Origin of the sequence: Streptomyces sp. NPDC060028 (genome assembly GCF_042736725.1) — a bacterium.
Classification (GTDB): Bacteria; Actinomycetota; Actinomycetes; order Streptomycetales; family Streptomycetaceae; genus Streptomyces.
The window spans coordinates 23,942-49,454 of sequence record NZ_JBHWVJ010000040.1; the positions used below are offsets into that span (position 1 = coordinate 23,942).

Annotated in this window: 24 protein-coding genes; 22 read left to right on the forward strand and 2 right to left on the reverse strand. The window is 72.9% G+C overall.

Features of this window, described 5'->3' with window-relative positions:
- The first annotated feature begins 89 nt into the window (after positions 1-89).
- From ACFWBF_RS20865 to hypE, 14 genes are all read left to right on the forward strand, one after another.
- Positions 90-1,148: a hydrogenase expression protein HypE gene (locus ACFWBF_RS20865; protein WP_385603786.1), complete on the forward strand. Its 1,059-nt coding sequence runs from the start codon at positions 90-92 to the stop codon at positions 1,146-1,148.
- Between the two features lie 86 nt (positions 1,149-1,234).
- Entirely contained in the window at positions 1,235-3,019 is a 1,785-nt protein-coding gene (locus ACFWBF_RS20870) for a nickel-dependent hydrogenase large subunit (RefSeq protein WP_385603789.1), read from the forward strand.
- Positions 3,016-3,549, forward strand: a complete 534-nt coding sequence (locus ACFWBF_RS20875; protein ID WP_385603791.1) for a hypothetical protein — start codon at positions 3,016-3,018, stop codon at positions 3,547-3,549. Before ACFWBF_RS20870 ends, ACFWBF_RS20875 begins: the two co-directional genes overlap by 4 nt.
- The gene (locus tag ACFWBF_RS20880; protein ID WP_385603794.1) at positions 3,546-4,208 is read left to right on the forward strand and encodes a DUF5947 family protein; all 663 of its coding nucleotides are present in this window, start codon (positions 3,546-3,548) and stop codon (positions 4,206-4,208) included. Before ACFWBF_RS20875 ends, ACFWBF_RS20880 begins: the two co-directional genes overlap by 4 nt.
- Complete coding sequence (locus ACFWBF_RS20885; protein WP_385603797.1) at positions 4,205-4,906, forward strand: DUF6084 family protein; 702 nt, start codon at positions 4,205-4,207, stop codon at positions 4,904-4,906. The genes ACFWBF_RS20880 and ACFWBF_RS20885 overlap by 4 nt, the downstream gene beginning before the upstream one ends.
- Complete coding sequence (locus ACFWBF_RS20890; RefSeq protein WP_385603799.1) at positions 4,903-6,336, forward strand: hypothetical protein; 1,434 nt, start codon at positions 4,903-4,905, stop codon at positions 6,334-6,336. Before ACFWBF_RS20885 ends, ACFWBF_RS20890 begins: the two co-directional genes overlap by 4 nt.
- Complete coding sequence (locus tag ACFWBF_RS20895; RefSeq protein ID WP_385603801.1) at positions 6,333-6,875, forward strand: hydrogenase maturation protease; 543 nt, start codon at positions 6,333-6,335, stop codon at positions 6,873-6,875. The genes ACFWBF_RS20890 and ACFWBF_RS20895 overlap by 4 nt, the downstream gene beginning before the upstream one ends.
- The gene (locus tag ACFWBF_RS20900) at positions 6,872-6,988 is read left to right on the forward strand and encodes a DUF6893 family small protein (RefSeq protein WP_385603803.1); all 117 of its coding nucleotides are present in this window, start codon (positions 6,872-6,874) and stop codon (positions 6,986-6,988) included. Before ACFWBF_RS20895 ends, ACFWBF_RS20900 begins: the two co-directional genes overlap by 4 nt.
- Positions 6,989-7,113: 125 nt before the next feature.
- Positions 7,114-7,509 carry a hydrogenase maturation nickel metallochaperone HypA gene (locus ACFWBF_RS20905; protein WP_385603805.1) on the forward strand — a complete coding sequence of 132 codons (396 nt, stop codon included), beginning with the start codon at positions 7,114-7,116 and terminating at the stop codon, positions 7,507-7,509.
- 3 nt (positions 7,510-7,512) lie between these two features.
- Entirely contained in the window at positions 7,513-8,373 is an 861-nt protein-coding gene (hypB, locus tag ACFWBF_RS20910; RefSeq protein WP_385603807.1) for a hydrogenase nickel incorporation protein HypB, read from the forward strand.
- Entirely contained in the window at positions 8,370-10,817 is a 2,448-nt protein-coding gene (gene hypF, locus ACFWBF_RS20915; protein ID WP_385603810.1) for a carbamoyltransferase HypF, read from the forward strand. The genes hypB and hypF overlap by 4 nt, the downstream gene beginning before the upstream one ends.
- A complete protein-coding gene (locus ACFWBF_RS20920; RefSeq protein ID WP_385603812.1) occupies positions 10,786-11,130 on the forward strand; it encodes a HypC/HybG/HupF family hydrogenase formation chaperone in 345 nt (114 codons plus the stop codon). The genes hypF and ACFWBF_RS20920 overlap by 32 nt, the downstream gene beginning before the upstream one ends.
- Positions 11,127-12,269 (forward strand): hydrogenase formation protein HypD, encoded by a 1,143-nt coding sequence (hypD, locus tag ACFWBF_RS20925; protein WP_385603814.1) that lies wholly within the window; start codon positions 11,127-11,129, stop codon positions 12,267-12,269. The genes ACFWBF_RS20920 and hypD overlap by 4 nt, the downstream gene beginning before the upstream one ends.
- Before the next feature lie 37 nt (positions 12,270-12,306).
- On the forward strand, positions 12,307-13,386 hold the full coding sequence (gene hypE, locus ACFWBF_RS20930) for a hydrogenase expression/formation protein HypE (RefSeq protein WP_385603895.1): 1,080 nt from the start codon (positions 12,307-12,309) through the stop codon (positions 13,384-13,386).
- A gap of 55 nt (positions 13,387-13,441) precedes the next feature.
- Here the strand turns inward: hypE and ACFWBF_RS20935 are convergent, their stop codons facing one another.
- A complete protein-coding gene (locus ACFWBF_RS20935; RefSeq protein ID WP_385603817.1) occupies positions 13,442-14,470 on the reverse strand; it encodes an alpha/beta hydrolase in 1,029 nt (342 codons plus the stop codon).
- Between the two features lie 84 nt (positions 14,471-14,554).
- The gene (locus ACFWBF_RS20940) at positions 14,555-15,199 is read right to left on the reverse strand and encodes a hypothetical protein (protein WP_385603820.1); all 645 of its coding nucleotides are present in this window, start codon (positions 15,197-15,199) and stop codon (positions 14,555-14,557) included.
- 135 nt (positions 15,200-15,334) lie between these two features.
- Here ACFWBF_RS20940 and ACFWBF_RS20945 point away from each other — a divergent pair, with 135 nt between their 5' ends.
- From ACFWBF_RS20945 to thpR, 8 genes are all read left to right on the forward strand, one after another.
- A complete protein-coding gene (locus ACFWBF_RS20945) occupies positions 15,335-16,012 on the forward strand; it encodes a response regulator transcription factor (RefSeq protein WP_385603822.1) in 678 nt (225 codons plus the stop codon).
- Between the two features lie 106 nt (positions 16,013-16,118).
- Positions 16,119-17,480, forward strand: coding sequence for a sensor histidine kinase (locus ACFWBF_RS20950; protein ID WP_385603898.1), 1,362 nt, complete (start codon positions 16,119-16,121; stop codon positions 17,478-17,480).
- A gap of 147 nt (positions 17,481-17,627) precedes the next feature.
- The gene (locus tag ACFWBF_RS20955; RefSeq protein WP_385603825.1) at positions 17,628-19,271 is read left to right on the forward strand and encodes a serine/threonine-protein kinase; all 1,644 of its coding nucleotides are present in this window, start codon (positions 17,628-17,630) and stop codon (positions 19,269-19,271) included.
- 170 nt (positions 19,272-19,441) lie between these two features.
- A complete protein-coding gene (locus ACFWBF_RS20960) occupies positions 19,442-21,532 on the forward strand; it encodes a hypothetical protein (protein WP_385603828.1) in 2,091 nt (696 codons plus the stop codon).
- Positions 21,529-23,907, forward strand: a complete 2,379-nt coding sequence (locus tag ACFWBF_RS20965; protein WP_385603831.1) for a TIR-like protein FxsC — start codon at positions 21,529-21,531, stop codon at positions 23,905-23,907. The genes ACFWBF_RS20960 and ACFWBF_RS20965 overlap by 4 nt, the downstream gene beginning before the upstream one ends.
- A gap of 96 nt (positions 23,908-24,003) precedes the next feature.
- Positions 24,004-24,378 carry a hypothetical protein gene (locus ACFWBF_RS20970; protein WP_385603833.1) on the forward strand — a complete coding sequence of 125 codons (375 nt, stop codon included), beginning with the start codon at positions 24,004-24,006 and terminating at the stop codon, positions 24,376-24,378.
- Positions 24,379-24,473: 95 nt separating this feature from the next.
- Positions 24,474-24,818, forward strand: coding sequence for a peptidase inhibitor family I36 protein (locus tag ACFWBF_RS20975; protein WP_385603836.1), 345 nt, complete (start codon positions 24,474-24,476; stop codon positions 24,816-24,818).
- Between the two features lie 74 nt (positions 24,819-24,892).
- Entirely contained in the window at positions 24,893-25,486 is a 594-nt protein-coding gene (thpR, locus tag ACFWBF_RS20980) for an RNA 2',3'-cyclic phosphodiesterase (RefSeq protein WP_385603839.1), read from the forward strand.
- The last annotated feature ends 27 nt before the right edge of the window (positions 25,487-25,513 follow it).

Below are 25,513 nucleotides of genomic sequence, written 5' to 3' on the forward strand. Positions count from 1 at the left end.
GGGCGCAGGCGGGCCGGGCCGGAAGTACACCGAGACCGGCCGCCGCTCCCCGTCCGCTCCCCCGATCCCTTTCCCAAGGAGGCGTCCGCATGGATGCAGCAGCGCCGGACCCGGCAGTGGCGGACCCCACGATCCACATCCTCTGGATCAATGCGGGTCTGAGCTGCGACGGCGACTCCGTGTCCCTGACGGCGGCGATGCAGCCGAGCATCGAGGAGATCGTGACGGGGACCCTTCCCGGCCTCCCCAAGATCGCCGTGCACTGGCCGCTGATCGACTTCGAATGCGGCCCCGTCGGGGGCTCGGACACGTTCATCGAGTGGTTCTTCAAGGGCGAGCGGGGCGAGATCGATCCGTTCGTCCTGGTCGTCGAGGGCTCCGTACCCAACGAGAAGATCAAGTCCGAGGGGTACTGGTGCGGTTTCGGGGACGACCCGCGCACCGGCCAGCCCATCACCACCAGCGAGTGGATCGACCGGCTGGCGCCCAAGGCCCTCGCCGTGGTGGCCATCGGGACCTGCGCCACGTACGGCGGCATCCACGCGATGGAGGGCAACCCGACCGGCGCCATGGGCGTGCCCGACTACCTGGGGTGGGACTGGAAGTCCCACGCCGGGATTCCGATCGTGTGCGTGCCCGGCTGCCCGATCCAGCCGGACAACTTCTCGGAGACCCTGACGTACCTGCTCTACCAGGCGGCCGGCTCGGCGCCGATGATCCCCCTGGACGACAAACTGCGGCCGACCTGGCTGTTCGGAGCCACCGTCCACGAGGGCTGCGACCGGGCCGGCTACTACGAGCAGGGCCAGTTCGCCGAGACCTACGACTCTCCCAAATGCCTGGTGAAGATCGGGTGTTGGGGCCCGGTGGTCAAGTGCAACGTCCCCAAGCGCGGGTGGATGAACGGCATCGGCGGCTGCCCGAACGTCGGCGGCATCTGCATCGCCTGCACGATGCCCGGCTTCCCCGACAAGTTCATGCCGTTCATGGACGAACCGCCGGGCGCCCGGGTGTCCACCAACGCCATCAGGGCGTACGGCGCGCTCGTGCGCAGACTCCGGACGATGACGCTGCGCACCGTGGACGAGGAGCCGAAGTGGCGCCACACCGGCGAGACGCTGACCACCGGCTACCGCCCTCCCTGGTGACCTGGTGACCGGCGCCACCAACCCCCCGGTCACCCGCCCGTCCGACGCACCTCCTCCCGTATCGAAGAAGGGTCACGGCAGACACGATGGCACCGAAGACGAAGGCGGCCGGTGACGGCAGCGGCCTGGTGGAGATGGCGTGGGATCCGATCACACGGATCGTCGGCAGCCTCGGCATCCATACAAAGATCGACTTCAAGCAGAAGCGGGTCGCGGAGTGCTACAGCACGTCGTCCGTCTTCCGCGGCTACAGCGTCTTCATGCGCGGCAAGGACCCCCGGGACGCGCACTTCATCACCAGCCGCATCTGCGGGATCTGCGGTGACAACCACGCCACCTGCTCCGTGTACGCGCAGAACATGGCCTACGGAGTGAAGCCGCCCCACCTCGCCGAATGGATCATCAACCTCGGTGAGTCGGCGGAGTACATGTTCGACCACAACATCTTCCAGGAGAACCTGGTCGGGGTCGACTACTGCGAGAAGATGGTCCGCGAGACCAACCCCGGGGTCCTGGAGCTGGCCGAACGGACCGAGGCACCGCACGCCGGCGACCACGGCTACCGCACCATCGCCGACATCATGCGCTCGCTCAATCCGATCGAGGGCGACTTCTACCGCGAGGCCCTCCAAGTCAGCCGCTACACCCGGGAGATGTTCTGCCTGATGGAGGGGCGCCACGTGCACCCCTCCACGCTCTACCCCGGCGGCGTCGGCACCATCGCCTCCGTCCAGCTCTTCACGGACTACATGAGCCGCCTGATGCGGTACGTGGAGTTCATGAAGAAGGTGGTCCCCCTCCACGACGACCTGTTCGACTTCTTCTACGAAGCCCTGCCCGGCTACGAGGAGGTCGGCCGCCGGCGCGTGCTGCTCGGCTGCTGGGGCGCGCTCAACGACCCCGAGTACTGCGACTTCACGTACGCCAACATGACCGACTGGGGACGGAAGATGTTCGTCACCCCGGGTGTGATCGTCGACGGCAAGCTGGTCACCAACGACCTCACCGAGATCAACCTGGGCATCCGCATCCTGCTGGGCAGTTCGTACTACGACGACTGGGCGGGCCGGGAGCAGTTCGTCACCCACGACCCGCTCGGCAACCCGGTCGACCCCCGCCACCCGTGGAACCAGCACACGATCCCCGCCCCGCAGAAGCGGAACTTCGACGACAAGTACAGCTGGGTGATGTCGCCCCGCTGGTTCGACGGCAAGGACCACCTCGCGCTCGACACCGGCGGCGGCCCCATCGCGCGCCTGTGGTCCACGGCCCTTTCGGGGTTGGTGGACGTCGGCTACGTCAAGGCCACCGGCCACAGCGTCGTCATCAACCTGCCGAAGACGATGACCAAGCCCGAGACCCGCTTCGAGTGGAAGATCCCGAAGTGGAGCAACGCGCTGGAGCGCAACCGGGCGCGCACCTACTTCCAGGCGTACGCCGCCGCCATCGCCCTGCACTGCGCCGAGAAGGGGCTGGCGGAGGTCCGCGCCGGACGCACCCAGACCTGGGAGAAGTTCGAGGTCCCGGACGAGTCGATCGGTGTCGGCTTCACCGAGGCCGTACGGGGTGTCCTGTCGCACCACATGGTGATCCGCGACGGGAAGATCGCCAACTACCACCCGTATCCGCCGACCCCGTGGAACGCCAGCACCCGCGACACCTTCGGCACGCCGGGACCGTACGAGGACGCCGTGCAGAACACCCCGATCTTCGAGGAGAACACCCCGGAGAACTTCAAGGGCATCGACATCATGCGGGCGGTACGCAGCTTCGACCCCTGCCTGCCCTGCGGTGTGCACATGTACGTCGGCGGCGGCAAGACGGTCAAGACCATGCACGTGCCCACCGGCCTGAGCGGACTGGGCGGATGAGCGCGGCGGGCACGACGACCGGCGCCCCGGAGGCGGGGCTCCGCGTCGAGGCGGTGCTGGACCGGCTGGCCGCCACGGGAGACCGGGCGGCCGGCGCGGCGGCCGAGGAACTGGTGCGCGCCCTCATGGACTTCTACGGTGCCGGGCTCGCCCGGCTCCTCGAGCACCTCGGCAGCGGCCCGCTCGCCCCGGCGCTGGACGACGAGCTGGTGGCGAGCCTGCTCACCCTGCACGGTCTGCACCCGGAGGACACCCGTACCCGGATCGGGCGGGCCCTGCGGGCGTCGGGCGACCCGGCGGAGGTGGTCGGCTTCGACGAGGCCACCGGCGAGCTGCGGCTGCGCTCCGCAGCCGGCGCCGGCTGCGGCTGCGGCAGCGCCGGTCCCGACGCCGCCCGCCGTTCGGTGGAGGACGCCCTGGCCTGCTTCGCACCCGAGGTCACACGGGTGGAGACGGAGCCCGCCGGGGCCCCGCCACCGCCCCTCCTGCAGATCGGCCCCCGGCCGCACACCGCGGTGCGGGTTCCGTGACCGGGCCCCGACTGACGGCGCACGGCCAGGGCCCGCGCGGACTGCGCCGGTTCACCGGACCCCGGCCGCCCCGGCAGGAGACCTGTGAGCTGTGCGGGACGCCCGTGCGCGAGGACGGGCACCGCCACCTGGTGGAGACCGAGAGGCGGGCCCTGGTGTGCGCCTGCACCGCCTGCGCCCTGCTGTTCGACCGGCCGGGCGCGGCGACGGGCCGCTTCCGCGCCGTGCCGGACCGCTACCTCACCGATCCCGACCGGCCGCTCGACGAGAGCGCGTGGGAGCTCCTGCAGATTCCCGTCGGGGTCGCGTTCTTCTTCCGCAACGCCGCCCTGGACCGGCTGGTCGCGCTCTACCCGAGTCCCGCGGGGGCCACCGAGAGCGAGCTGGACCCGGAGACCTGGCAGCGGGTGCTGGGCCCGGGCCGGCTCTCGGCGCTGCTGCGGCCCGATGTGGAGGCGCTGCTGCTGCGCCGGCAGGAGGACGGCCGGACCGACTGCCATCTCGTGCCGATCGACATCTGCTACGAACTGGTGGGGCGGATGCGGCTGCTGTGGCAGGGCTTCGACGGCGGCGCCGAAGCACGGGCCGCGCTGCGGGAGTTCTTCGAACAGGTGGAGCGCCGGGCGGGCGCCGTCCCCACGGAGGCGCTTCGGTCATGACGGACCTCACCTTCCAATGCACCGGGGTGCGCGCCGACCCGTACGCCGCCGGGCCCACCCTGGTCTTCCGGCTGCGCGTCACGGCCGCCAGGGGCGCCCGGGTGCACGCGCTCGCCCTGCGCTGCCAGATCAGGATCGAACCGGCCCGGCGGACCTACGGGGCCGCCGAGGGCGAGGGACTGGCCGACCTGTTCGGCGAGCGGTCCCGGTGGGGGTCGACCCTTCAGCCCGTGCAGTTCGCGCAGGTGTCGGTCATGGTGCCCGGTTTCACCGGGGAGACCGAGACGGATCTCGTGGTGCCCTGCACGTACGACATGGACATCGGGGCCACCCGGTACCTCGGTGCTTTGCAGGAGGGCGAGGTACCGCTGCTGATGCTGTTCTCCGGCACCGCCTTCACCGGCGAGGGCGGCTTCCGGGTCGAGCCCGTGCCCTGGGACCGCGAGGCCCCGTACCGGATGCCCGTGGCCGTATGGCGCGAGATGGTCGAGCAGCACTTCCCCGGCTGCGGCTGGCTGCGGCTGCCGCGCGACACCATGGACGAGCTGCTGGCCTTCCGTTCGCGCCGCGCGCTCGGCTCGTGGGAGGCGACCGTACGGGCCCTGCTGGACGCGGCCGACGCGGAGCATCCGACGGCGCCGCAGCCCGTCCGGCTGGGCGCCCTCCTGCGGCGGGCCGGCGAGAGGACGGCGCCGTGACCACCACGACGACCACGGCGGCGGCCCGTTTCGCGACCGCCCGGCAGGTGGCCGACGCCGTCCTGTTCGAGGGCTACGTGCTCTACCCGTACCGGGCCTCGGCGGCCAAGAACCGGTTGCGCTGGCAGTTCGGCGTGCTGGTGCCGCCGTCATGGGGTCCCGCGCACGACGAGCCCTCCGCCCAGCGGACCGAGATCCTCATGGAACCCAAGGGCGACCCCGCGCTCGCCGTGGAACTGCGCTTCCTGCACGCCCGGCGGCGTACCGTCCAACGGGCCCTGGACGACGGCTCCTTCACGGAGGCCACCGAGCTGCGGCTGGCCGACCGGGTGCTCGTGCCCTGGGACGAGGGGGCCGAGGAACGCGTCGAACTCACCGTGAACGTGTCCCGACTCGTCGGCGAGGGCTCGGACTTCCCCTTCCGGCGGCCCGCCCGCGAGGAGACGGAACCCGTCCTCGACGCGGACGGGCGTACGGTGGGCCGACTGGTCCGGCACACCGCGGAGATCGACGGGGTGGTACGGCTGCGGGCCACCGAAGTACCGGGGCCCTACCGGGTGTTCAAACTGACCGCGGTGGTGGAGAACACCAGCCGGTGGACGCCGGAACCCGGGGCCGCCGACCGCGACGCCGCCCTGCCCCGGTCACTGGTCGCCGCCCACCTGCTCCTCGGTCTCGACGCGGGCTCCTTCCTGTCCATGACCGACCCGCCCGAGTGGGCCAGGGCGGCGGTCGGCTCCTGCGCCAACCTGCACACGTGGCCGGTGCTGGCGGGCGAGCCGGGCCGCGCCGACGTGGTCCTGTCCTCCCCGATCATCCTGGAGGACCATCCGGCCATCGCTCCCGAGAGCGCCGGGGCGATGTACGACGCCACCGAGATCGACGAGATCCTCGCCCTGCGGACGGCCGCCCTGACCGACCAGGAGAAGCGCGAGGCGCGCGGGACGGACGCACGGGCGGCCGCGGTGATCGACCTGGCCGAATCGATGCCGCCCGAGGTGCTGGAGCGGCTCCACGGGGCGGTCCGGTCGCTGCGGGAGATCACCGGCCCGGGCGCGACGCCCTCGGACGTCCCCGAAGCCGTCGACGAACGTGCCGACGCGGAAGCGGTGTTCAGACCGGACACGCCCTGGTGGGACCCCGCCCGGGACGACACCGCCGACCCGGCCCGCGACCGGATCCCGATCGACGGCACATCGGTGGGCGTGGGCAGCCGCGTGCTGTTGCGCCCGGGGCTGCGCCGTACCGATGCGCAGGACCTGTTCCTCCAGGGCCGCAGCGCCTTGGTCGAAGCCGTGCTGCACGACGTCGACGGGGGCGTGCACCTCGCGGTCACCGTGGAGGGCGACCCGGGTGCGGACATCCGGCGGGAGCAGGGCAGGTTCCTCTACTTCCAGCCGGACGAGGTCACCCCGCTGGAGGCGCCGTGATCGGCCGGACCCTGATCGCCGGAATCGGCAACGTCTTCCTCGGCGACGACGGTTTCGGCGTCGCCGCCGTGCGGGCCCTGTCCGACCACCGGCTGCCGCGGGGCGTGGAGGCGGTGGACTTCGGGGTGCGCGGCGTCCACCTCGCCTACCAACTGCTCGACGGCTACGACACGCTCGTGCTCCTCGACGCCACCGCGCGCGGCGGCGCCCCCGGCACGCTGTACCTGATCGAGGCCGACGACGACCACGCCCCCGGCGGAGCCGGCCCGGCCGTCCTCGACGGGCACCACATGTCGCCCGACACGGTCCTGGCGCTGCTCGGCACGCTCTGCGCCGGGACCGGCTCCACCCCGCCCCGGCGCACCCTGGTCGTCGGATGCGAACCCGCCCTCATCGACGAGGGCATCGGCCTGAGCGGGCCGGTGACCGCCGCCGTACCGCAAGCCGTCCGCCTCGTCCTGGAACTGCTCGGCTCCGGTGCGGGCAGCGCGTCCGGGGAGCCGTGCGGGCCCCGCCGCGACCTGAGGAGAACCCCATGAAGAAGACCGTCATCAGCGGGGCCATCGGCGGGGTCACCGCCGCCGCGCTCGTCGCCGTACTGAAGCAGGTCCTCCCCGACATCCGGCGCTACCTCCGGATGCGCCGCATGTGACGCCGAGACCGCCCCGCGGGCCCCGTCCGCGTCCGAATGGCGGACGGGGCCCGCGGGGCATCGGCGTGCCCGGCGCCGCCCGACTGGTCCTGCCGGTGTAATGAGGCCCGGCAGGACGGAGTCCGATGCACGAGATGTCGATCGCCATGGCCGTGATCGGCCAGGTGGAGGAAGCGGCCCGGGCCGGCGGGGCGAGCGTCGTCACCGAGGTGCGGCTGCAGGTCGGCGAGCTGGCCGGAGTGGTTCCCGACGCGCTGGACTTCTGCTTCGGGCTGGCCTGCGCGGGCACCGTCCTCGAAGGGGCTGCGCTCGCCACCGAGTTCGTGCCGGCCCGGGCGCGCTGCGGCTCCTGCGCGGCGCTCTGGCCGGTCGGCATGCCCCCCGAACTGTGTTGTCCCCGCTGCGCGAGGGCGACGGAGGTGGAGCTGGTGTCGGGCCGCGAGCTGCAGATCCTCAGCGTGCGATGGGAGGACGGTCCCGACCCCGTGCGCACCGCCGAACCGATCTCCGAGGAGTGCTGAACCATGTGCCGAGTGGTCGACCTGCAACAGGCGGTACTCGCCAGGAACGATACGCAGGCGCAGGCCCTGCGCGCCGAGCTCTCGGCCCGGGGCGTCACGGTCGTCAACCTGCTCTCCAGTCCGGGCAGCGGAAAGACCGCGCTGCTGGAGGCGGAGCTGCTCCTCGCCCGGCAGCGCGGGGTGGCCGTGGCGGCCCTGACGGCCGATCTCGCCACCGAGAACGACGCGGTACGCCTGGCCCGTTCCGGCGCGCCCGTCAAGCAGGTGCTGACCGACGGGCTCTGCCACCTGGAGGCGCGGATGCTGAGCCGGCACCTGGAGGGCTGGCTGCCCGAGGACACCCGGCTCCTCTTCGTGGAGAACGTCGGCAATCTGGTCTGCCCCGCCTCCTACGACCTCGGGGAATCACTGCGGGTGGTGCTGGCCTCGGTGACCGAAGGCGAGGACAAGCCGCTGAAGTACCCCACGGCCTTCGGTCTGGCCCAGCTCGTGGTGGTGACCAAGACCGACATCGCCGGGGCCGTCGAGTTCGACGAGGACGCCTTCCGGGAGCACGTCCAGCGGGTCAACCCCGGCGTGGAGGTGCTGCTCACCTCGGCGCGCACGGGTGAGGGGGCGGGGCTGCTGCTGGAGCGGGCCCTGGCCGCCGGATCCGGCGCCGGGGTGCACGTACCGGTGATGGCGCGGGCTCGGGGCGACCACGCAACCGTGGCCGGGCACCCACACGGGCACGGGCACGTACATGAGCACGGGCACGAGCACGGGCACGGGCACGACCACGGGCACGACCACGGGCACGACCACGGGCACGATGCCGAGCTGTCCGCCGCTCCCCCGTACCCCGTCGTGGAGCAGTCCCGATGACGCAGGCCCCACAGCGCCGCCGGGTCATCGTCCGGGGCGTGGTCCAGGGCGTCGGCTTCCGGCCGTACGTGTACGCCCGCGCCACGGGACTGGGGCTGGCCGGGCACGTCACCAACACCCCCGAGGGGGTGGTCGCGGAGGTCGAGGGCGCGCCGGCCGCCGTGGCGGCCTTCTGCGAACGGCTCGCGGCGGAGGCTCCCCCGCTGGCCGTGGTGCACACCGTCGACCACTGCGAGGTCCCGGTGTCGGGCGCCGTCGGATTCACCATCGTCGCCTCGCGGACCGGCGGGCGCACCCGGACCCTGGTCGCCCCGGACACGGCCACCTGCGCCGACTGCCTCGCGGAGCTGGCCGATCCCGCCGACCGGCGCCATCGGCACCCGTTCATCACGTGCACGCACTGCGGCCCCCGCTTCACGATCGTCACCGGGCTGCCCTACGACCGCGCCCACACGACCATGGCCGGCTTCCCGATGTGCCCCGACTGCGCGCGCGAGTACGCCGATCCCGCCGACCGCCGCTTCCACGCCCAGCCGGTGGCCTGCCCCGCCTGCGGGCCCCGGCTTCGGCTGCTGATCGCCGGGGCCCGGCCCAACGAGGCACCGTACGAGGCCGCCGGCGCGGACCCGGTGGCGCAGGCCCGCCGGATGCTGGCCGACGGGGCGATCCTGGCCGTGAAGGGGCTCGGCGGCTACCACCTGGCCTGCGACGCTTCCCAGGCCGGCGCCGTGGCCGAGCTGCGCCGGCGCAAGGCCCGCGGGGACAAGCCGTTCGCCGTGATGGCGCGCGACCTCGGCGAGGTCGAGCGGTTCGCCCACGTCGGAGCGGACGAGCGGGCCCTGCTCACCGGGGCCGTCCGGCCCATCGTGCTGTTGCGCCGCCGAGCCGGGGTCGCGGGCCCGGCCGAGGACGTCGCCCCGCGCAGCCCCGACCTCGGCGTCATGCTCCCTTACACCCCCGTGCACCATCTGCTGCTCGGTCTGCCCACCGACCCTCCGGGCCCCCGGCTGCTCGTCATGACCAGCGGAAATCTGGCGGACGAGCCGATCGTCACCGACGAGGAGGAGGCCCTGGAGCGGCTGGCGGGCATCGCCGACGGCTGGCTCACGCACGACCGCCCGATCCACGTGCCCTGTGACGACTCGGTCGTACGCGTCTGCGACGGCGGCATGCTGCCGATCCGGCGCGCCCGGGGTTACGCCCCGCTGCCCGTCGAGCTGCCCCTGTCGGTGCCCCCGACCCTGGCCGTCGGCGGCGATCTCAAGAACGCCTTCTGCCTGGGCGAGGGACGCCGGGCGTGGCTGTCGGCGCACATCGGCGACATGGACAACCTCGCCACCCAGTACGCCTTCGAACGGGCCGAGCAGCAGCTGGAGTCCATCACCGGCGTCCGTCCCGCGCGGCTCGTCGCCGACCGGCACCCCGGATACCGGTCCGGCGCATGGGCGCGGCGCAGCGCCGGGGACCGGCCGGTGGTGCGGGTGCAGCACCATCACGCGCACATCGCGTCCGCGATGGCCGAGCACGGCCTGGAGGCGGGCCGGCGGGTGATCGGCGTCGCCTTCGACGGCACCGGTCACGGCGATGACGGCGCGGTGTGGGGCGGTGAGGTGCTCCTCGCCGATTACGCGGGGTACACGCGGTTCGCCCACCTCGCGTACGTGCCGCTGCCCGGCGGTGACGCGGCCGTGCAGCGTCCGTACCGGATGGCTCTGGCGCACTTGCGGGCGGCCGGCATCGCCTGGGAGCCGGACCTGCCGTGCACGGCCGCCTGCCCGCCGGATGAACTGCGTGTTCTGGCTCAGCAGTTGGACAGCGGACTGAACTGCCCCCCTACCTCCAGCATGGGTCGGCTCTTCGACGCCGTGGCCTCCCTGACGGGCGTCTGCCACCACGGCGGGTACGAGGCGCAGGCGGCGGTGGAGCTGGAGAACGCCGCACTGCGGGCGACCGGGCGGGAGCACCGCGAGGGAGGCGCGAGTGGGGCGGAGCACGGGGCCGGGTACGGGGCCGTCGCCGGGTACGGCTTCCGCCTCGACCCCCCGGTGGCGAGCGGGGGCGGCCCGATCACCGCGGACCCGGCGCCAGTCCTGGCCGCGGCGGTGGCCGACCTGCGGGCGGGGGTGGACCCGGCGGTGATCGCCGCCCGCTTCCATGCCGGCGTCGTCGGTCTCGTCGGAGCGCTGTGCGCTCTCGCCCGCGACCGGGAGGGGCTGGACACGGTGGTGCTGACCGGCGGGGTCTTCACCAACACCCTGCTCTCTTCGACCTGCGCGCGCACCCTGCGCGAGCGGGGTTTCAGGGTTCTGCGCCAGCACCGCGTACCGCCGAACGACGGCGGGCTGGCGCTCGGTCAGCTCATGGTGGCGGCCGCCCGCGACATCACGGATCACCCACAGCAAGGAGAGGCTCATGTGCCTGGCGGTACCCGGCAGAGTGCTTGACATCGGGGAGAGGGACGGCACCCGCATGGCTACCGTCGACTTCGGCGGCGTCCGCAAGGAGGTGTGCCTGGAGTACCTGCCCGATCTCCAGGTCGGCGAGTACGCCATCGTCCACGTGGGGTTCGCCCTGCAGCGCCTGGACGAGGAATCGGCCCGCAAGACCCTCGAACTCTTCGCGGAACTCGGCATGCTCCAGGAGGAGTTCGGCGATCCCTGGGCGCTCGCCGAGGAGGCCGGGGGCGGCTTCCCGCCGTTCGCCTTCGACGAAGATCCGGCCGGCGGCGCGGCGCCGCAGGAAGGGGTGCAGCGGTGAAGTACATCGACGAATTCCAGGACCCGGAGCTCGCGCGCCGGCTGCTCGACGACATCCACGCCACCGTGACGCGCCCTTGGGCGCTGATGGAGGTCTGCGGCGGTCAGACACACACGATCATCCGGCACGGCATCGACCAACTTCTTCCGGATGAGGTGGAGTTGATCCACGGTCCGGGCTGCCCGGTGTGCGTGACGCCGCTGGAGGTGATCGACAAGGCGCTGGAGATCGCCTCCCGACCCGAAGTGATCTTCTGCTCCTTCGGCGACATGCTCCGGGTGCCGGGCACCGGCCGCGACCTGTTCCGGGTGCGCAGCGAGGGAGGTGACGTACGGGTCGTGTACTCGCCCCTCGACGCTCTGACGATCGCCCGGCAGAACCCGCAGCGCGAAGTGGTGTTCTTCGGGATCGGTTTCGAGACCACCGCCCCGCCCAACGCGATGACGGTGCACCAGGCGAAGAGGCTCGGCATCCGCAACTTCAGCCTGCTGGTCTCCCACGTCCGGGTCCCCCCGGCGATCGAGGCCATCATGAGCTCGCCCAGCTGCCGGGTGCAGGGCTTCCTCGCCGCGGGGCACGTGTGCAGCGTCATGGGGACCCGGGAGTACCCGGAGCTCGCGCGGCGCCACCGGGTGCCGATCGTCGTGACGGGGTTCGAGCCGCTCGACATCCTCGAAGGCGTACGGCGCGCCGTGCTCCAGCTCGAACGCGGCGAGCACACCGTGGACAACGCCTACGCGCGCGCCGTCCGCCCGGAGGGCAACCCGGCCGCCCTCGCCATGCTCGAGGACGTCTTCGAGGTCACCGACCGGGCCTGGCGCGGCATCGGAGTCATCCCGGACAGCGGTTGGCGACTGTCGCCGCGCTACCGGGAGTTCGACGCCGAACACCGCTTCCGCGTCACCGGCATCACCACCCGCGAGCCCGCCGAGTGCCGCAGCGGCGAAGTGCTCCAGGGCCTGCTCAAACCACACGAGTGCGAGGCCTTCGGAACGCTCTGCACCCCGCGCACCCCGCTCGGCGCCACCATGGTGTCCAGCGAGGGCGCCTGCGCGGCGTACTACCTCTACCGGCGCCTGGACCTCCCGGTCGTGCCGGCTTCCCCGAGCACCGCACGGAAGGCGAGCCCCGTTGCCTGAGACCGCTTCGTCCACGGTCGGCCGGCCGGACACGACCCTGCCCGGGGCCAACGCCCGGGCCGAGGCCGTGCTCGACGTCACCGGATGGACCTGCCCAGCCCCGCTGCGCGACCACCCCCGGGTGGTGATGGGCCACGGGGGCGGTGGCGCCCTGTCCGCCGAACTGGTCCAGCACCTCTTCGCCCCGGCCTTCGGGGGCCCCGTACTGGCCCAGCTCGGGGACTCCGCCGCGGTCTGCCTGGACGGGGTCCGGCTGGCCTTCTCGACCGATTCCTACGTCGTCCGGCCGCTGTTCTTCCCCGGTGGCTGCATCGGGGACCTCGCGGTCAACGGCACCGTGAACGACCTCGCCATGAGCGGGGCCCGGCCCGCCTACCTCTCCTGCGGGTTCATCCTCGAAGAGGGCGTCGAGATGTCCGTGGTGGCGCGGGTGGCCCAGGCCATGGGGGCCGCCGCCCGGGTGGCGGGCGTGGAGGTGGCCACCGGGGACACCAAGGTCGTCGAGGCGGGGCACGGGGACGGCATCTACCTCAACACCGCGGGGATCGGGGTGATCCCGGCCGGAGTGGACCTTCGCCCCCAGCGGGTGGTGCCCGGGGACGTGGTGATCGTCAGCGGTGACATCGGGCTGCACGGCGTGGCCATCATGAGCGTCCGCGAAGGCCTCGAGTTCGGTGTGGACATCGAGAGCGACTGCGCGCCCCTGGCCGGTCTGGTGCAGAGCATGCTGGCGGTCACCCCCGACCTCCACGTGCTGCGCGATCCCACCCGCGGCGGCCTGGCCGCCTCGCTGAACGAGATCGCGGCGGCTTCGGGCACCGGCGTCCTGCTCCACGAGGCCCGGGTGCCGGTTCCCGACTCCGTCGCCAACGCCTGCTCGATCCTCGGTCTCGACCCGCTCTACGTGGCCAACGAGGGCAAGCTCGTCGCCTTCGTGCCGCGCGAGCACGCCGAGCCCGTACTGGAGGCGATGCGGGCGCATCCGCTGGGCCGGGGGGCCACCGTGATCGGCGAGGCGGTGGAAGCGCACCCGGGCCTCGTCGTGGCACGCACCCGGCTCGGCGGGACCCGCGTGATCGACCTGCCGGTCGGGGAACAGCTCCCGCGGATCTGCTGAGCCGGCGTGCGACCTGGGCCGGTCGCCCGACCCGGCCCAGGTCGCTGCCGGTCGGCTACTGCCTGCCCCCTGGCCCCGGATGCCCCAGGAGGCGCTGGAGCCAGCGGGTACGGGCGTGGTGCGCGTCCCTGCTGAGGGCCGCCCGCGGTGCCAGGCCGTCGAAGCCGTGGTAGGCGCCGGGCCATACGTGCAGTTCGGCCTGGCCGCCGGCCTGCCAGATCGCGTTCGCGTACGCCACGTCCTCGTCGCGGAACATCTCGGCCGACCCGACGTCGATGTAGGCGGGGGGCAGCCCCGTAAGGTCCGTGGCGCGGGAGGGGGCCGCGTAGGGCGACAGGTCGGCGGCGCCGTGGCGGTCGCCCAGCAGTGCCTTCCAGGCGGTCGCGTTGGAGGTGAGGTCCCACGCGTCGAGTCCCGTCATCTGGTGACCGGAGAAGGTGCTGCCGCGGTCGTCGAGCATGGGGGACAGCAGCAGTTGCCCCAGCGCCCCGGGACCGCCGCGGTCCCGGGCCAGCAGGGCGAGGGCCGCGGCGAGCCCCGCGCCGGCGCTCTTGCCTCCGATGACGATCCGGTCCGCGTCGATGCCCAGTTCGGCCGCGTGCCCGGCCGCCCAGACGAGTCCGGCGTAGCAGTCCTCCAGCGGTCCCGGGTACGGCGCGTGCGGCGCCAGCCGGTACTCGACCGAGATGACGGCCAGTTCCAGCGGGACGGCCCACTCGCGAAGGATCCGCGGCAGCACGGACCACGCGTTGCCCATCACCATCGCGCCGCCGTGCATGTAATACAGCAGGGGCAGCGTCCCGCCGAGGCCCGCCGGCCGCGCGCTCACGAGGGTGACGTCCGGTGCGTCCGGCGGGCCCGGCACAGAGAACTCCGCCATCTCGAAACGCCCGTCGGCGCGCAGTTCCTCGGCCGTTGGCCTGGGCCGGGTCGTGGCATCCCGCTCCTGCCGGGCCGCAAGGTTGTCCGGGGTGATCGGCTCCCTCGGCCCGTTGCCCAAGGCCGCCAGCGCGGCGCCCAGTTCGGGGTCGAAGGGGGGCGCCGCCTTCGGCGTGCACCCGGGGAACCGTCGCCTGAAACCCATACGGCGTAGCCAATCACACCGCCCGGCCCGGCCCCGTCGGCCACCGCCCCACACGGCGGCCGACGGGAGTTTCGGTCCCGGGGGCTAACGGCCCGCGGGGGTCGTGTTGTCGGTGATCGTGCCGTCCGTACCGGACACGGTGACCGCGTGCCGGACGCCGTCCGGGCCGAGGACCACGGCCCGCCAGGCGCTGCCGCCGCCCTTCTGGGCGACCACGCGCAGGCTCTCGACCTTGCCGCCCGGCACCGCCGCGGCGGCCTTGTCGGCCGCGGCGCCGATCGCCAGCGACGGGAGCGGCGCAGGGGCGCTCTTCGAGGATCCCCCGCGCCCGTCGGCACCGTCGAGGCCTTCGAGGCCGTCGCGCACCTTCGGGCCGACCGGCCGACCGGGGCCGTCGGCCTTGGGACCGTCGCCCTTGGGGCCGCCGCGACGCTCGCCGCCGACGGGGCCCCACTTGCCGCCGCCCTTGCCGCCGCCCTCGGGCATGGCCTCGGACCGGGCGAAGTGGGGACCCCGCTCGATCCGTCCGTGGTGGTGCTCCGCGACGGCCACGGCCGCCGCTCCGCCGCCCACGATCACCACGGCCGTGCCCACGGCCGCCCACCGGGCACCCGTGCTCCGGGGCACCAGGCGGCCCAGGGCCGCACGCCCACGGCCCCCGCCCTTCGGGGCGTTCTCGGGCTGCCGGGGCTGCGCGGATTGGTCGGACGGCGGGAAAGTATCAGACATACCGGTACTCCTCAGGACAACCGGGCACTGCACCCGGCTGGTTCCCGAGCATGCTGAGCCGATGCTGAAGCCCACCTGAAGCTTCCTGAAGACCTCTTCAGCCGACCGTCCCGCGCGCCTGAGACCCTGGTCGGCATGCGCGTACTGGTGGTGGAGGACGAACGGCGACTGGCGGTGGCCCTGCAGCGGGGGCTCCAGTCGGAAGGGTTTTCGGTCGACGTGGCCCTCGACGGCCCGCAGGGCCTGTGGATGGCCACGGAGCACGACTACGACCTGATCGTGCTCGACATCATGCTGCCCGGCCTGAACGGCTACCGGGTGTGCGCGAAGCTGCGCGCGGCCGGCAACGAGTCGGGGATCTTGATGCTCACCGCCAAGGACGGCGAGTACGACGAGGCGGAGGCCCTGGACACCGGCGCCGACGACTTCCTCTCCAAGCCGTTCTCCTACCTCGTCCTGGTCGCCCGGCTCCGCGCCCTGGGACGGCGTACGGGCCGCCGGCGCCCCCAGGTGATGCAGTTCGGCGACCTGCTGATCGACCCCGCGCGGCGGGCCTGTTCCCGTGGCGATACGGAGATCCGGCTCACCGCCCGGGAGTTCGCGGTCCTGGAGTGCCTGGCCCGGCGCTCCGGGGAGGTGGTGCCCAAACGGGACATCCTGGAGCAGGTCTGGGACAGCGCCTTCGACGGCGACCCCAACGTGGTGGAGGTCCACGTCAGCGCCGTGCGCCGCAAGATCGACGCCCCCTTCGCGCGCGCCGCGCTGGAGACCGTACGCGGCGCCGGGTACCGGCTGGCGGCCGACGGTGGCTGAGCGGCACCTTGCCCTGCGCCCCCTCCTGCTGCGCCGCGCGGGCGCCGCCGCGCGCGCGGCCCTGCGCCGGTGGCCCGCCCTGCGCCGGCTGCGGTGGCTGCGGCGGCTGTGGCCCACCACGGTCCGGGCGCGGGCCACGGTGGGCGCCTGCGCGGTCGTGGCCGCGGCCCTGGCGCTCGCCTCGTTCGCCCTGCTCGGCCTGCTCGAGAACAATCTGCGGCGCAACGCGGAGGACGACGCCCGCCGACAGGCGGAGACGGTGGCCCGGCTCGCCGCGACCGGGAGGCTCGACCGTGTGCGCCCCGTGGGCCGCGGCGTCGAGTTCGTCCAGGTGGTGGGCCCCGACGGGCAGATCCTGTTCACCAGCCCGAACCTGGCGGGCGTGCCCCCGTTCCCCCCGGCCGGCCCCGGGGTGCCGGGCACCCGCTTCCACACCTGGAAGGTCCGCCCGGCCGGGGGCGAGCACCGTCAGCGGGTCGTCCAGGTCGTCACGGACACTCCGCAGGGCCTGGCCACCGTCTACGCGGGAGCCTCCCTGCGCGACGCGGACGCCGCCGACGACACCACCACCGCCGCCCTCGCGATCGGCGTGCCCCTGCTGCTGGCCACCGTCGCCCTCGTCACCTGGCGGGTCACCGGCCGCGCGTTGAAGCCGGTCGAGGAGATCCGTGCCGAAGTCGCCGGGATCTCCGACCGGGACCTGCACCGCCGGGTGCCGGTGCCGGCCACCCGCGACGAGGTCGCCCGCCTGGCCGAGACCATGAACGCCACGCTCGACCGGCTGGAGGCCTCCGGTGTCCGCCAGCGGCAGTTCATCGCGGACGCCTCCCACGAGCTGCGCAGCCCCATCACCGTCCTGCGCACGCAGTTGGAGGTGGCCCTGGCCGTCCGGGATCCGCAGCTGTGGCCCGAGCTGATCAGCGGTGCGCTGGAGGACATCGAGCGGCTCCAGCAGCTCTCCTCCGACCTGCTGCTGCTCGCCCGCATCGACGCGGCCCAGCCCGTGGCGGCCGTCCGGCTGTCCCTGACCGCCCTCGTCCAGGACACGGTGGACGCCCGGCTCGGCGACCGCGTACCCGTACGCACCGACCTGGCGCCCGGCGTCGAGGTGTCCGGCAGCGAGCTGTGGCTCAGCCGGGTCGTCACGAACCTGCTCGACAACGCCCAGCGGTACGCGGACCGGGAGATCCGCGTGGCCTTGCGCACCGGCGGCGTCCCGCACGCGCGCAGCGCCGTACTGGAGGTGACCGACGACGGGCCCGGCATCCCGCCGGAGGACCGGGAGCGGGTCTTCGAGCGCTTCGCCCGTCTCGACGACGCCCGCAGCCGTGACCACGGCGGCACGGGGCTGGGGCTCGCCATCGCCCGTGACCTGACCGCCCACCACGGCGGCACCCTGACCGCCGGGGACTTTCCGCACGGGGCCCGCCTGGTCGTCCGGCTGCCGCTGGCGGATCCCGCCCGGTAGCCGCCGGCTTCGGCCCTGGCGGCCCCGCCTCCGCGAGCCCCGGGGCGGGGTCCGCGCACGGCGTCGGCGGACTCGTCCTCTAAGGTGGCCGCGGGGTGGGCCCCGTACAGCGGGGGTCGGCAACGGCCGTGAGGACCGGTGGAGTTGGTGGAGTCTCTGCAGCCTGGTGATCTGCCGGAGATCGGGGGGTACCGCCTGTTGGCGCGGCTCGGCGCGGGCGGAATGGGCGAGGTGTTCCTGGCCCGGACGGCTTCCGGCCGGCCGCTGGCCCTGAAGACCGTGCACCGGGACCTGAGCCTGGAGCCGGACTTCGCCGAACGGTTCGCCCGGGAGATACGCACCAACGACCGCGTGCGCTCCCCCTGGACGGTCTCGGTGGTGGACTTCAGCCCGCCGGGCGCGTCCCCGCAGTGGCTGGCGACGGAGTACATCGCCGCGCCGTCGCTGGGCGACTGGGTGTCCCGCAACGGGCCCCTGGCGGGACCGGCCGTACTGTGCCTGGCGCGGGAGCTGTCGGCGGCGCTGGTCGCCGTACGCGCGACGGGGGTGGTCCACCGCGACATCAAGCCGGCCAACGTGCTGCTGGGCCCGGAGCGGCCCTTCCTCATCGACTTCGGCATCGCCCGCGCCGTGCGCGACGCGCGCCGCACGCAGACGGGCGCGGTCATCGGCACGCCCGGCTACCTCGCGCCGGAGCAGGCGACCGGCTCCGTGGCCGAGGCGGCGGCGGACGTGTTCTCCCTCGCCGCGGTCCTCGTGTACGCGGCCTCCGGCCACGGACCCTTCCTGGCACGCGGCGAGGAGCTGGGGCTGCCGGGTCTCCTGTACCGGATCGTTCACGACGAGCCCCTGCTCGACGGGGTACCGCAACCACTGGTGCCCCTGGTGAAGGAGTGCCTGGCCAAGGACCCGGACCGCCGCCCGACCGCCGAGGACGTACAGGCGCGGCTCGGGGCCGCCGAGGAGGGGGGCTGGAGCGGCGCGGTGCCTGCGGCCCTGGTCGCGGACGTCAATCGGCGGGAGGCCGAACTCCGGCGTCTCCTGGCCGCATCGCAGCCGCCCGCGTCCGCCCCCTCGGGGATCGCCTCGCCGCCGCCCCACCTGCCGTCGCCCCACCCGGCGCCGGCGCCCGTGCCCGGCGCGCCGGCGCACCCGCCCACGGCTCCCGGCACTCCGCTCCCCGCCACCGCCCCCTCGGGTCGCGGAGGCGGGTGGGCGACGGCGGCCCGACGGCCCAGAGCGATCGGCGCGGTGGCCGGCGCCGCCGTGCTGGCCACGGCCGTCACGCTCCTGATCCGGCTTCTCGGGGACGGCGGCAGCGGCGGGGCCGCGCACCACGGCGCCTCACCGTCGCCGTCGCCGTCGTTGTCCGAGAGGTCGTCGTCCGCTCCGTCGCTACCGTCGTCGTGGGCCGGTACGTGGTCCGGCGCCGGGCCCGGCACTCCGGACGCGGACGGCATCTCCCGGGCGCGAACGGGTGCGTTCACCGTGACGGTCACTCTGCGCTCCGGGGCCGTGGGCGAGGTCGTGGGCCGGCAGGTCAGCGAGGTCAAGGAGGTCTCCACCGGACGGAACCTGGGATGCACGGAGGCCCTGGAGCTACGCCAGATCACCGGGAACACGGCGGTCCTCGCGGCCGCCACCAGTCACCCGACCGACGTCGCGGCCACCTTCGACTGCCCCCGGAACAACCTCTACGTGGTGATCCTGGCGGAGCCCGACCGGCTGACACTCGAGTCGGAGGGAGCACAGTCGGCCGGCGCACCCGCGGCCCTGACACGGCAGCGCTGAACGGGACGGCGCCGCACGGCACACCGACACCAAGTCGACTGTGATAGAAGAGCATTGACTGCGATATGGCTCCGTCGGCGGTGCGGGTCGGGGCACGGGGAGGTCGCGATGGCTGCACGTGCGGTGTTCGTCCACGCGTCGAGGCACGACAGCGCGTCCCCGGAGGCCCGGTGACGGCCGAACGAGCCCCCCGCAGGCACGTGCTGGTCGTCGCGCCCCACTGCGAGTCCATGCCACGGCTGAGGTCCCTCGTCCCGGCCGCGCGCGAACTCGACGGGGTGCTCAGGAACGGCATGCTGGGCGGCTGTGACCCGGGCCTGCCCGACGGCGGGTCGCTCTTCGTCGGGGACGGCCTGACCAGCGGGTACATCCAGGGCCTGGTGGAGAAGGCCGTCGAGCACGCCGCCGACCGCAGCGCGGTCCTGGTGCTGGCCATGCTCGGGCACGGCTTCGTGGTCGGCGGCGGCGGCACGCTCCACCTGATGGCCTCCGACTCGGTCGAAGAGGTGCGCCGGGGCGCCCTGGACGTGAGCGCCCTGCTCACCATGGCGGTCGATCACCCCGGCGTGGACGGGCTGATCGGCATCATCGACACCTGCCATGCGGCCGGGGCGATACCCGCGGCGCCCCAGCTGACAGCCGGGAGCCGCAACGGCCGTACCCGTCTGTCACTCCTCATGGCGTCCTCCAGCAGTCAGCCCGCGTACGACCTGTCGCTCTCCCGGGAGCTCACCACCCTGCTGCGCCACGGCCTCCCCGTCGACGAGAAGGCCCTGTCGGTGACCCGCGTCGCGCAGGAGCTGCGACGGCACGTGAAGGGGCAGGACGTCACCGTCGCGCACCACGACGGTGACCCGTTCGCCGGCGAACCGCTCTGGATCGCCCGCAACACCCGGCACCGGGGCTCTTCTCCCGGCATCCTCAGCGGACCCTTCGCGGCCGAGGAGCTCACCGCCGCGCTGGGCGGGCTGCAGCCGCCCACACCCGTTCCGAGGGCAGAGAGCACGGCGGCCGTACGCGCTTTGCTGCACCGTCTGGAGGAAGCGCGGCCGATGGAGCCGGACCCGGCCTGGGAGCGGGCGGTGGAGGCCGCGGACCATCTGTACGTGGCGGTCCGCACCGTGGAGTTCCTGCGCGACTGGATCGGCACGGACCTGACCACCCCGCGGATCCGCCGGGCACTCGGCTCGCTGCTCGCGGGCGAGCGACGGTTGCCCGCCGGCCCCGCGACACCGTGCGACACCGATGTGGAGGTCCTCGACTTCCTCGCCTTCAACCATCCCGTCGCCTACAGCGACTGCCGCCCGTGGGTCACCCGGTTCGTCCTGCTCCTGGCCCGCGCGGCCGGCCGCGACGACCAGGATCCCGAACTGATCCGATGGGCGCGGGAGATCAAGGCGGGGCAGGAACTCAACGACGCGGTGGCGTACGCCCGGAGCCGACAGGCCGGGCAACGCCTGTCTTTGGTCACGAGTCTCCACGCGTCGGTCGCCGGGGACTGGCCGGAGTCGCTGGAGACCTGGCTGCTCCTGGACGGCGAGATCTTCGCACGCGGAACCTTCAGCTGCCTTCCGGAGTCGGAGCGGCCCGTCGACCGCGAGAGCGTGGAGGACGCGCTCGACAATGCCGTGCTGTGGGCCCGCGGCGAAGCCGCGACACTGCAGCTTCCGTTGATCCGCGTCCATGTGGCCGCGCCCAGCGCCCTACTGGTCACCTGGCGTCCCGAGGAATCCGGCTCGGCCCTGCTCCTCGGGGTCCACCACGACGTCGTCATGCACTGGAGCGAGCGCCTGGCTCCGTCCCGCTTGCTGAGGCTCACCCAGGCCGCGGTCAGCGCCCGTTGGGCGGCGATCGACAGCCATGGCGCCGCGTCGGCGCCGCTGGACTGGCTGTCGGAACAGGAGACCGCCGATCCGGGGGCATTGGGCGCCCGCCTCGCCCGCGGGCAGTACGCCGCGGGCGCCATCGGGCTGGACCACCGCCCCACCGCGGACACGGGAGGCCTGCTGGACCTGCTGCTCGCCTACACCCCCGTACTGGTGTGGCCGCACGGCGCGGAGGGCTTCGCGCCCTCGCTGCACGAACAGCTCGACGACCACTGGCGCACTCTGCCCGACAGCCTCCTGGACACCTACCGGTGCGAGTGGAGCGGCGCCCCGGCCAAGGACATCTCCGTACTGCGTCTGGTCTGGGACGACCAGGAGTGGCTGACGTTCTGCGACCGGTTCAGGGCGTCGGGCCCGGGGACGGAGGCCTCGTGACGGACCAACCTGCCCTCCCCGACGCCACCGTGCGGCTGGTCAACGCCTTGCGGCCCTTCCAACGGCACGGGGCCGCAGGCGATGGGGAACGGCCCGGGGTCCACGCCGAGGTCCTGGTCGACCGGTCGCCGACCATGGCGGTGTGGCGCGATGACCTCGATGTGTTCGGCCGGGCGCTGATCGGGCTCGGGGCGTTTCGCAGTGTCCGGATCGGTGACCTGCCTTCGGCGGGTGGCCCGGCGGCCTGGCCGGCAGCGGGCGCTGCTGCGGACCGGCTGCTGATCCTGGTCTCGGACTGCGCCTCCTCCCTGTGGCGCGAACCCGCCTGGTGGCAGGAGCTGTACGCACTCCTGCACCAGTCCCCCACCGCGCTGGTCAATCCACTGCCCCCGAGACTCTGGCGCCACACAGGGCTCGATCTGCCCGCCGTGCGCGTCGAGCCGCCCCGGGCAACGGCGAGGAGCAACGCCGGTCTGCCCTTCACGCCGCCTGCTCTCCTGCACGCCTTACCGGAGGGCGGACGCGGCGGACCCTCGTGGGTCCCTCTGCCGGTGATGTCGCTGACCAGCCACGGCCTGGGTCAGTGGGCACGGACGCTGACGGCCGAGTCGGCCGGTGGCTGCGACGCCCTGCTGGTGCCCGGCCCTTCGGCATGGACTGCGGCCGCACCACGGCAACCGCCCCACACAGCGGCTTCCCTGGCCGACTCCTACCTGCTGTCGGCGTCCCCCAGAGCCGCAAGGATCGCGGTCTTGTGCGCGGCCTACAAGGATCTCGACCTGGTCCATCTCAAAGATCTGACAAGGGAGTTCGAACCGGAGGCCGGGGCAGCCGACATCGCCGAGATCCTCGTGGGCGGGCTGTTTTCCGTGACCGGCGGTGAACCGACCACGCTGCGGTTCCGCGACGGTGTCCGCGAACGCATCCAGATGTCGCTCGGGGTGCGGGACGTGCGCCTGCTGCGCGACCGCCTGCCCCACTACGCGGAGCGTCTCGTCGAACGGCGCCGCGGTGGGGGCCCGCCCACGCCCCGAACGAGCTCAGGCCACCGCCCGAGCGCCCGGGAGACCCGGCCGCCGTATTTCTTCCTGAGTTATGCGCACACCCCGAGGTTCGGGGCCGGGCGGTCCGATCCCGACATGTGGGTGCAGCGCCTGTTCCGTGACCTCTGCAGCCATGTCATGGCGCTGACGGATCTGCCCGCCGGATCGGAAGCCGGGTTCATGGACCGGGAGACACGCGGCGGCGAGGGTCGGTCGGAACGGCTCGGGGCGGCGCTCGCCACCTGCCGCGTCTTCGTCCCCCTGTTCTCGCCGCGGTACTTCGCCAGTGAGATGTGCGGGAAGGAGTGGTACGCCTTCGCGCAGCGCGCCATCCAGCACGGCGCCGTCAGCAACCAGCCGGCCGAAGCCATCGTGCCCGCCCTGTGGGTGCCGGTACCACCGTCCCAACTTCCCGGCCCCGCCGAGCGGTTGCAGTTCAACCACAACACCTTCGGCGAGCGCTACGTCACCGACGGGCTGTACGGCCTGATCAAACTGCGCGGCTACGCGGAACAGTACGAACGCGCCGTGTACGAACTCGCGCGACGCATCGTCGGCGTGGCCGAGACCGTCCGGCTCGACCCGAGCCGGACGGTGGACCACCGGACGATGCCGAGTGCCTTCGGCGCCCCGGGCAGGTCCGCCCGCTCCCTCCGCATCATCATCGCCGCACCCAGCCGGCACGACCTGCCGGAGGGCCGTAGCCACGAGTACTACGGGGACAGCGCCCAGGAGTGGAACCCGTACCACCCGGTGTCCCGACGGCCCATCGCCTACGTGGCCGAGGACATGGCGAGGAACCTCGACTACCAGGTGACGGTCAGCTCCTTCGACGACGAGGAGGCCGGGCACTTCGACGGCAGACAAGCGCCGGCCCAGCCCGAGATCCTGATCGTCGACCGCTGGATGGTGGAGGACGAGAGCCGCCGCCGACGGCTGGCCGCCTTCGACCGGACGACCCGGCCGTGGACCAGCGTGATCGTGCCGCACAACCGCCACGACCACCAGAGCCGCGCGCGGGAGAACGAGTTGGCCTATCGGCTCGAAGAGATCATGCCCGTCAAGATGGGGCAGGGCCGGGCCGCCTGCCGGGCCGCCGCCAACGGCGTGGCCAACATGGAGACGCTCGGGCAGATCCTCCCCCAGGTGGTCGGGGCGGCCGCCGAACAGTTCCTGCGCCACGCGCAGGTGTATCCGCCCGCCGGCACCATCGACACCCAACGGCGGCCGCGGCTGCTGGGTCCGAAGGGCATGCTCGGGCCCCCGGTCCCCCCTCCCACTCCGTTCGGCCGGTTCCCCGGCCCGGAAGAGGCCTCGACCGACGACGAGTGACCGTCTCGCGGAACCGTGACACCCCACCGTTACGGATAATGGCACCACCCCCCTCTGAGAGACGAAGGTTCGATGACGCTGAAAGAAGGCCAGCGGGTGAAGCTGGCAGCGGACACCAGGCTGACCGAAGTGGTTGCCGTGACGGAGGACTCCGCCACGGGGAAGCCGACGGGACCGGTGGCCGGGTCCCTGTTCCTGGCGGCGGGCACGGAGGGCACCGTCGAGCGGGCGGTCGCGCACCGCCACGAGAGCCACGGGGTCCGCGAGTACGCGCGGCTCAAGTCTCTTCTCGACACCTTCGGCCAGGACATGCCCACGCAGAGCCGGAAGCAGCTCGAAGAGCAGGTCGGGGGCCTGGAGCCCGAGTGGATCGCTTTCCAGCAGGAGCGGCCCCGTGTGACGGTCCGCGTCCGCTTCGACAACGGGTTCATCCTCGACGACACGGACGGAGACCTCTTCACGTCCGCCTGACTTCGCCGCCCGCTCGTCGAATGTCTGGGTTGTCGCACATTTCCCGGCCTCGGCGAGGACGATGAGAGGAGCGACGCGGCGAGGAGGAGAAACGGATGAAGGCGCATCATCTACGCATCTTGCTGGTTTCCGGCGCGGTGGTACTGACCACGCTCAGTACCTCGACGCCGGCCCAGGCACTGCCTGCCTGTCCGAGCAACGCGATCTGTCTGTGGACGTTCCAGGACGGGACCGGGGACCTCTACGTGTGGCGCGGCGGCTACGTGGACCTGCCGGGCAAGTACACCGACCACGTGTATTCCTTCAGGGCCAACAGGACCGGCGCCTTCATCGACTGGGCGCACGGCAAGGAATGCCACTCGGTCCGCAAGGGCGACTACGCCAGCAACTACGGGTCGCGCTTCGGCTCCAAGATGGACGCGGTCGGGGACAACTGCTGACCCCGGGCGCTGCGGTCCTCGCGCGTACGGCCAGAAGATGACTGGACCATACGAAGTACTGTACGAAGTCTTCTGTGAACGAACAGATTCAGCCCGCGACCGTTCGCGTGTTCATCGCCCTCGCGCCGCCCGACGACGCGAAGGAGGAGCTCGCGCGGGAACTGCGCCCCGCCTACCAGGCGTACCCGCGCATGCGGTGGAACCGCATCGAGGACTGGCACGTCACCCTGGCCTTCCTCGGCGAGGTCCCGGTCGCGACCGTTCCGCTGCTGCGGCCGCCGCTCGCTGACCTCGCGGCGGCCCGCCGGCCCCTGCGCCTGCATCTGCGCGGCAGCGGGCACTTCGACGAGCGGGTCCTGTGGACCGGGATCGGCGGGGAGCTGGAAGGACTGCGCCTGCTCGCCACCGACGTGCGCGCCGTGGTCAAGGAGTGCGGGATCCCCTTCGAAGACCGGCCGCTGAACCCGCATCTGACCCTGGCCCGATCCCGCCGCAACGATCCCGCGCACGCGGTGGAAGGCGCCGCCGCCGGGATCGCCGCCTTCACCGGCCGCCCGTGGCAGGCCGAGCGCCTGCACCTGGTCGGCAGCAACATCGGCCGCGGCCCGGGACCGATCCACTACCGCGACATCGAAGCCTGGAACTTCACCGGCGACCGCTCCTCTTGATCCCGCCTGCCGTCGCAGGAGCCTGGA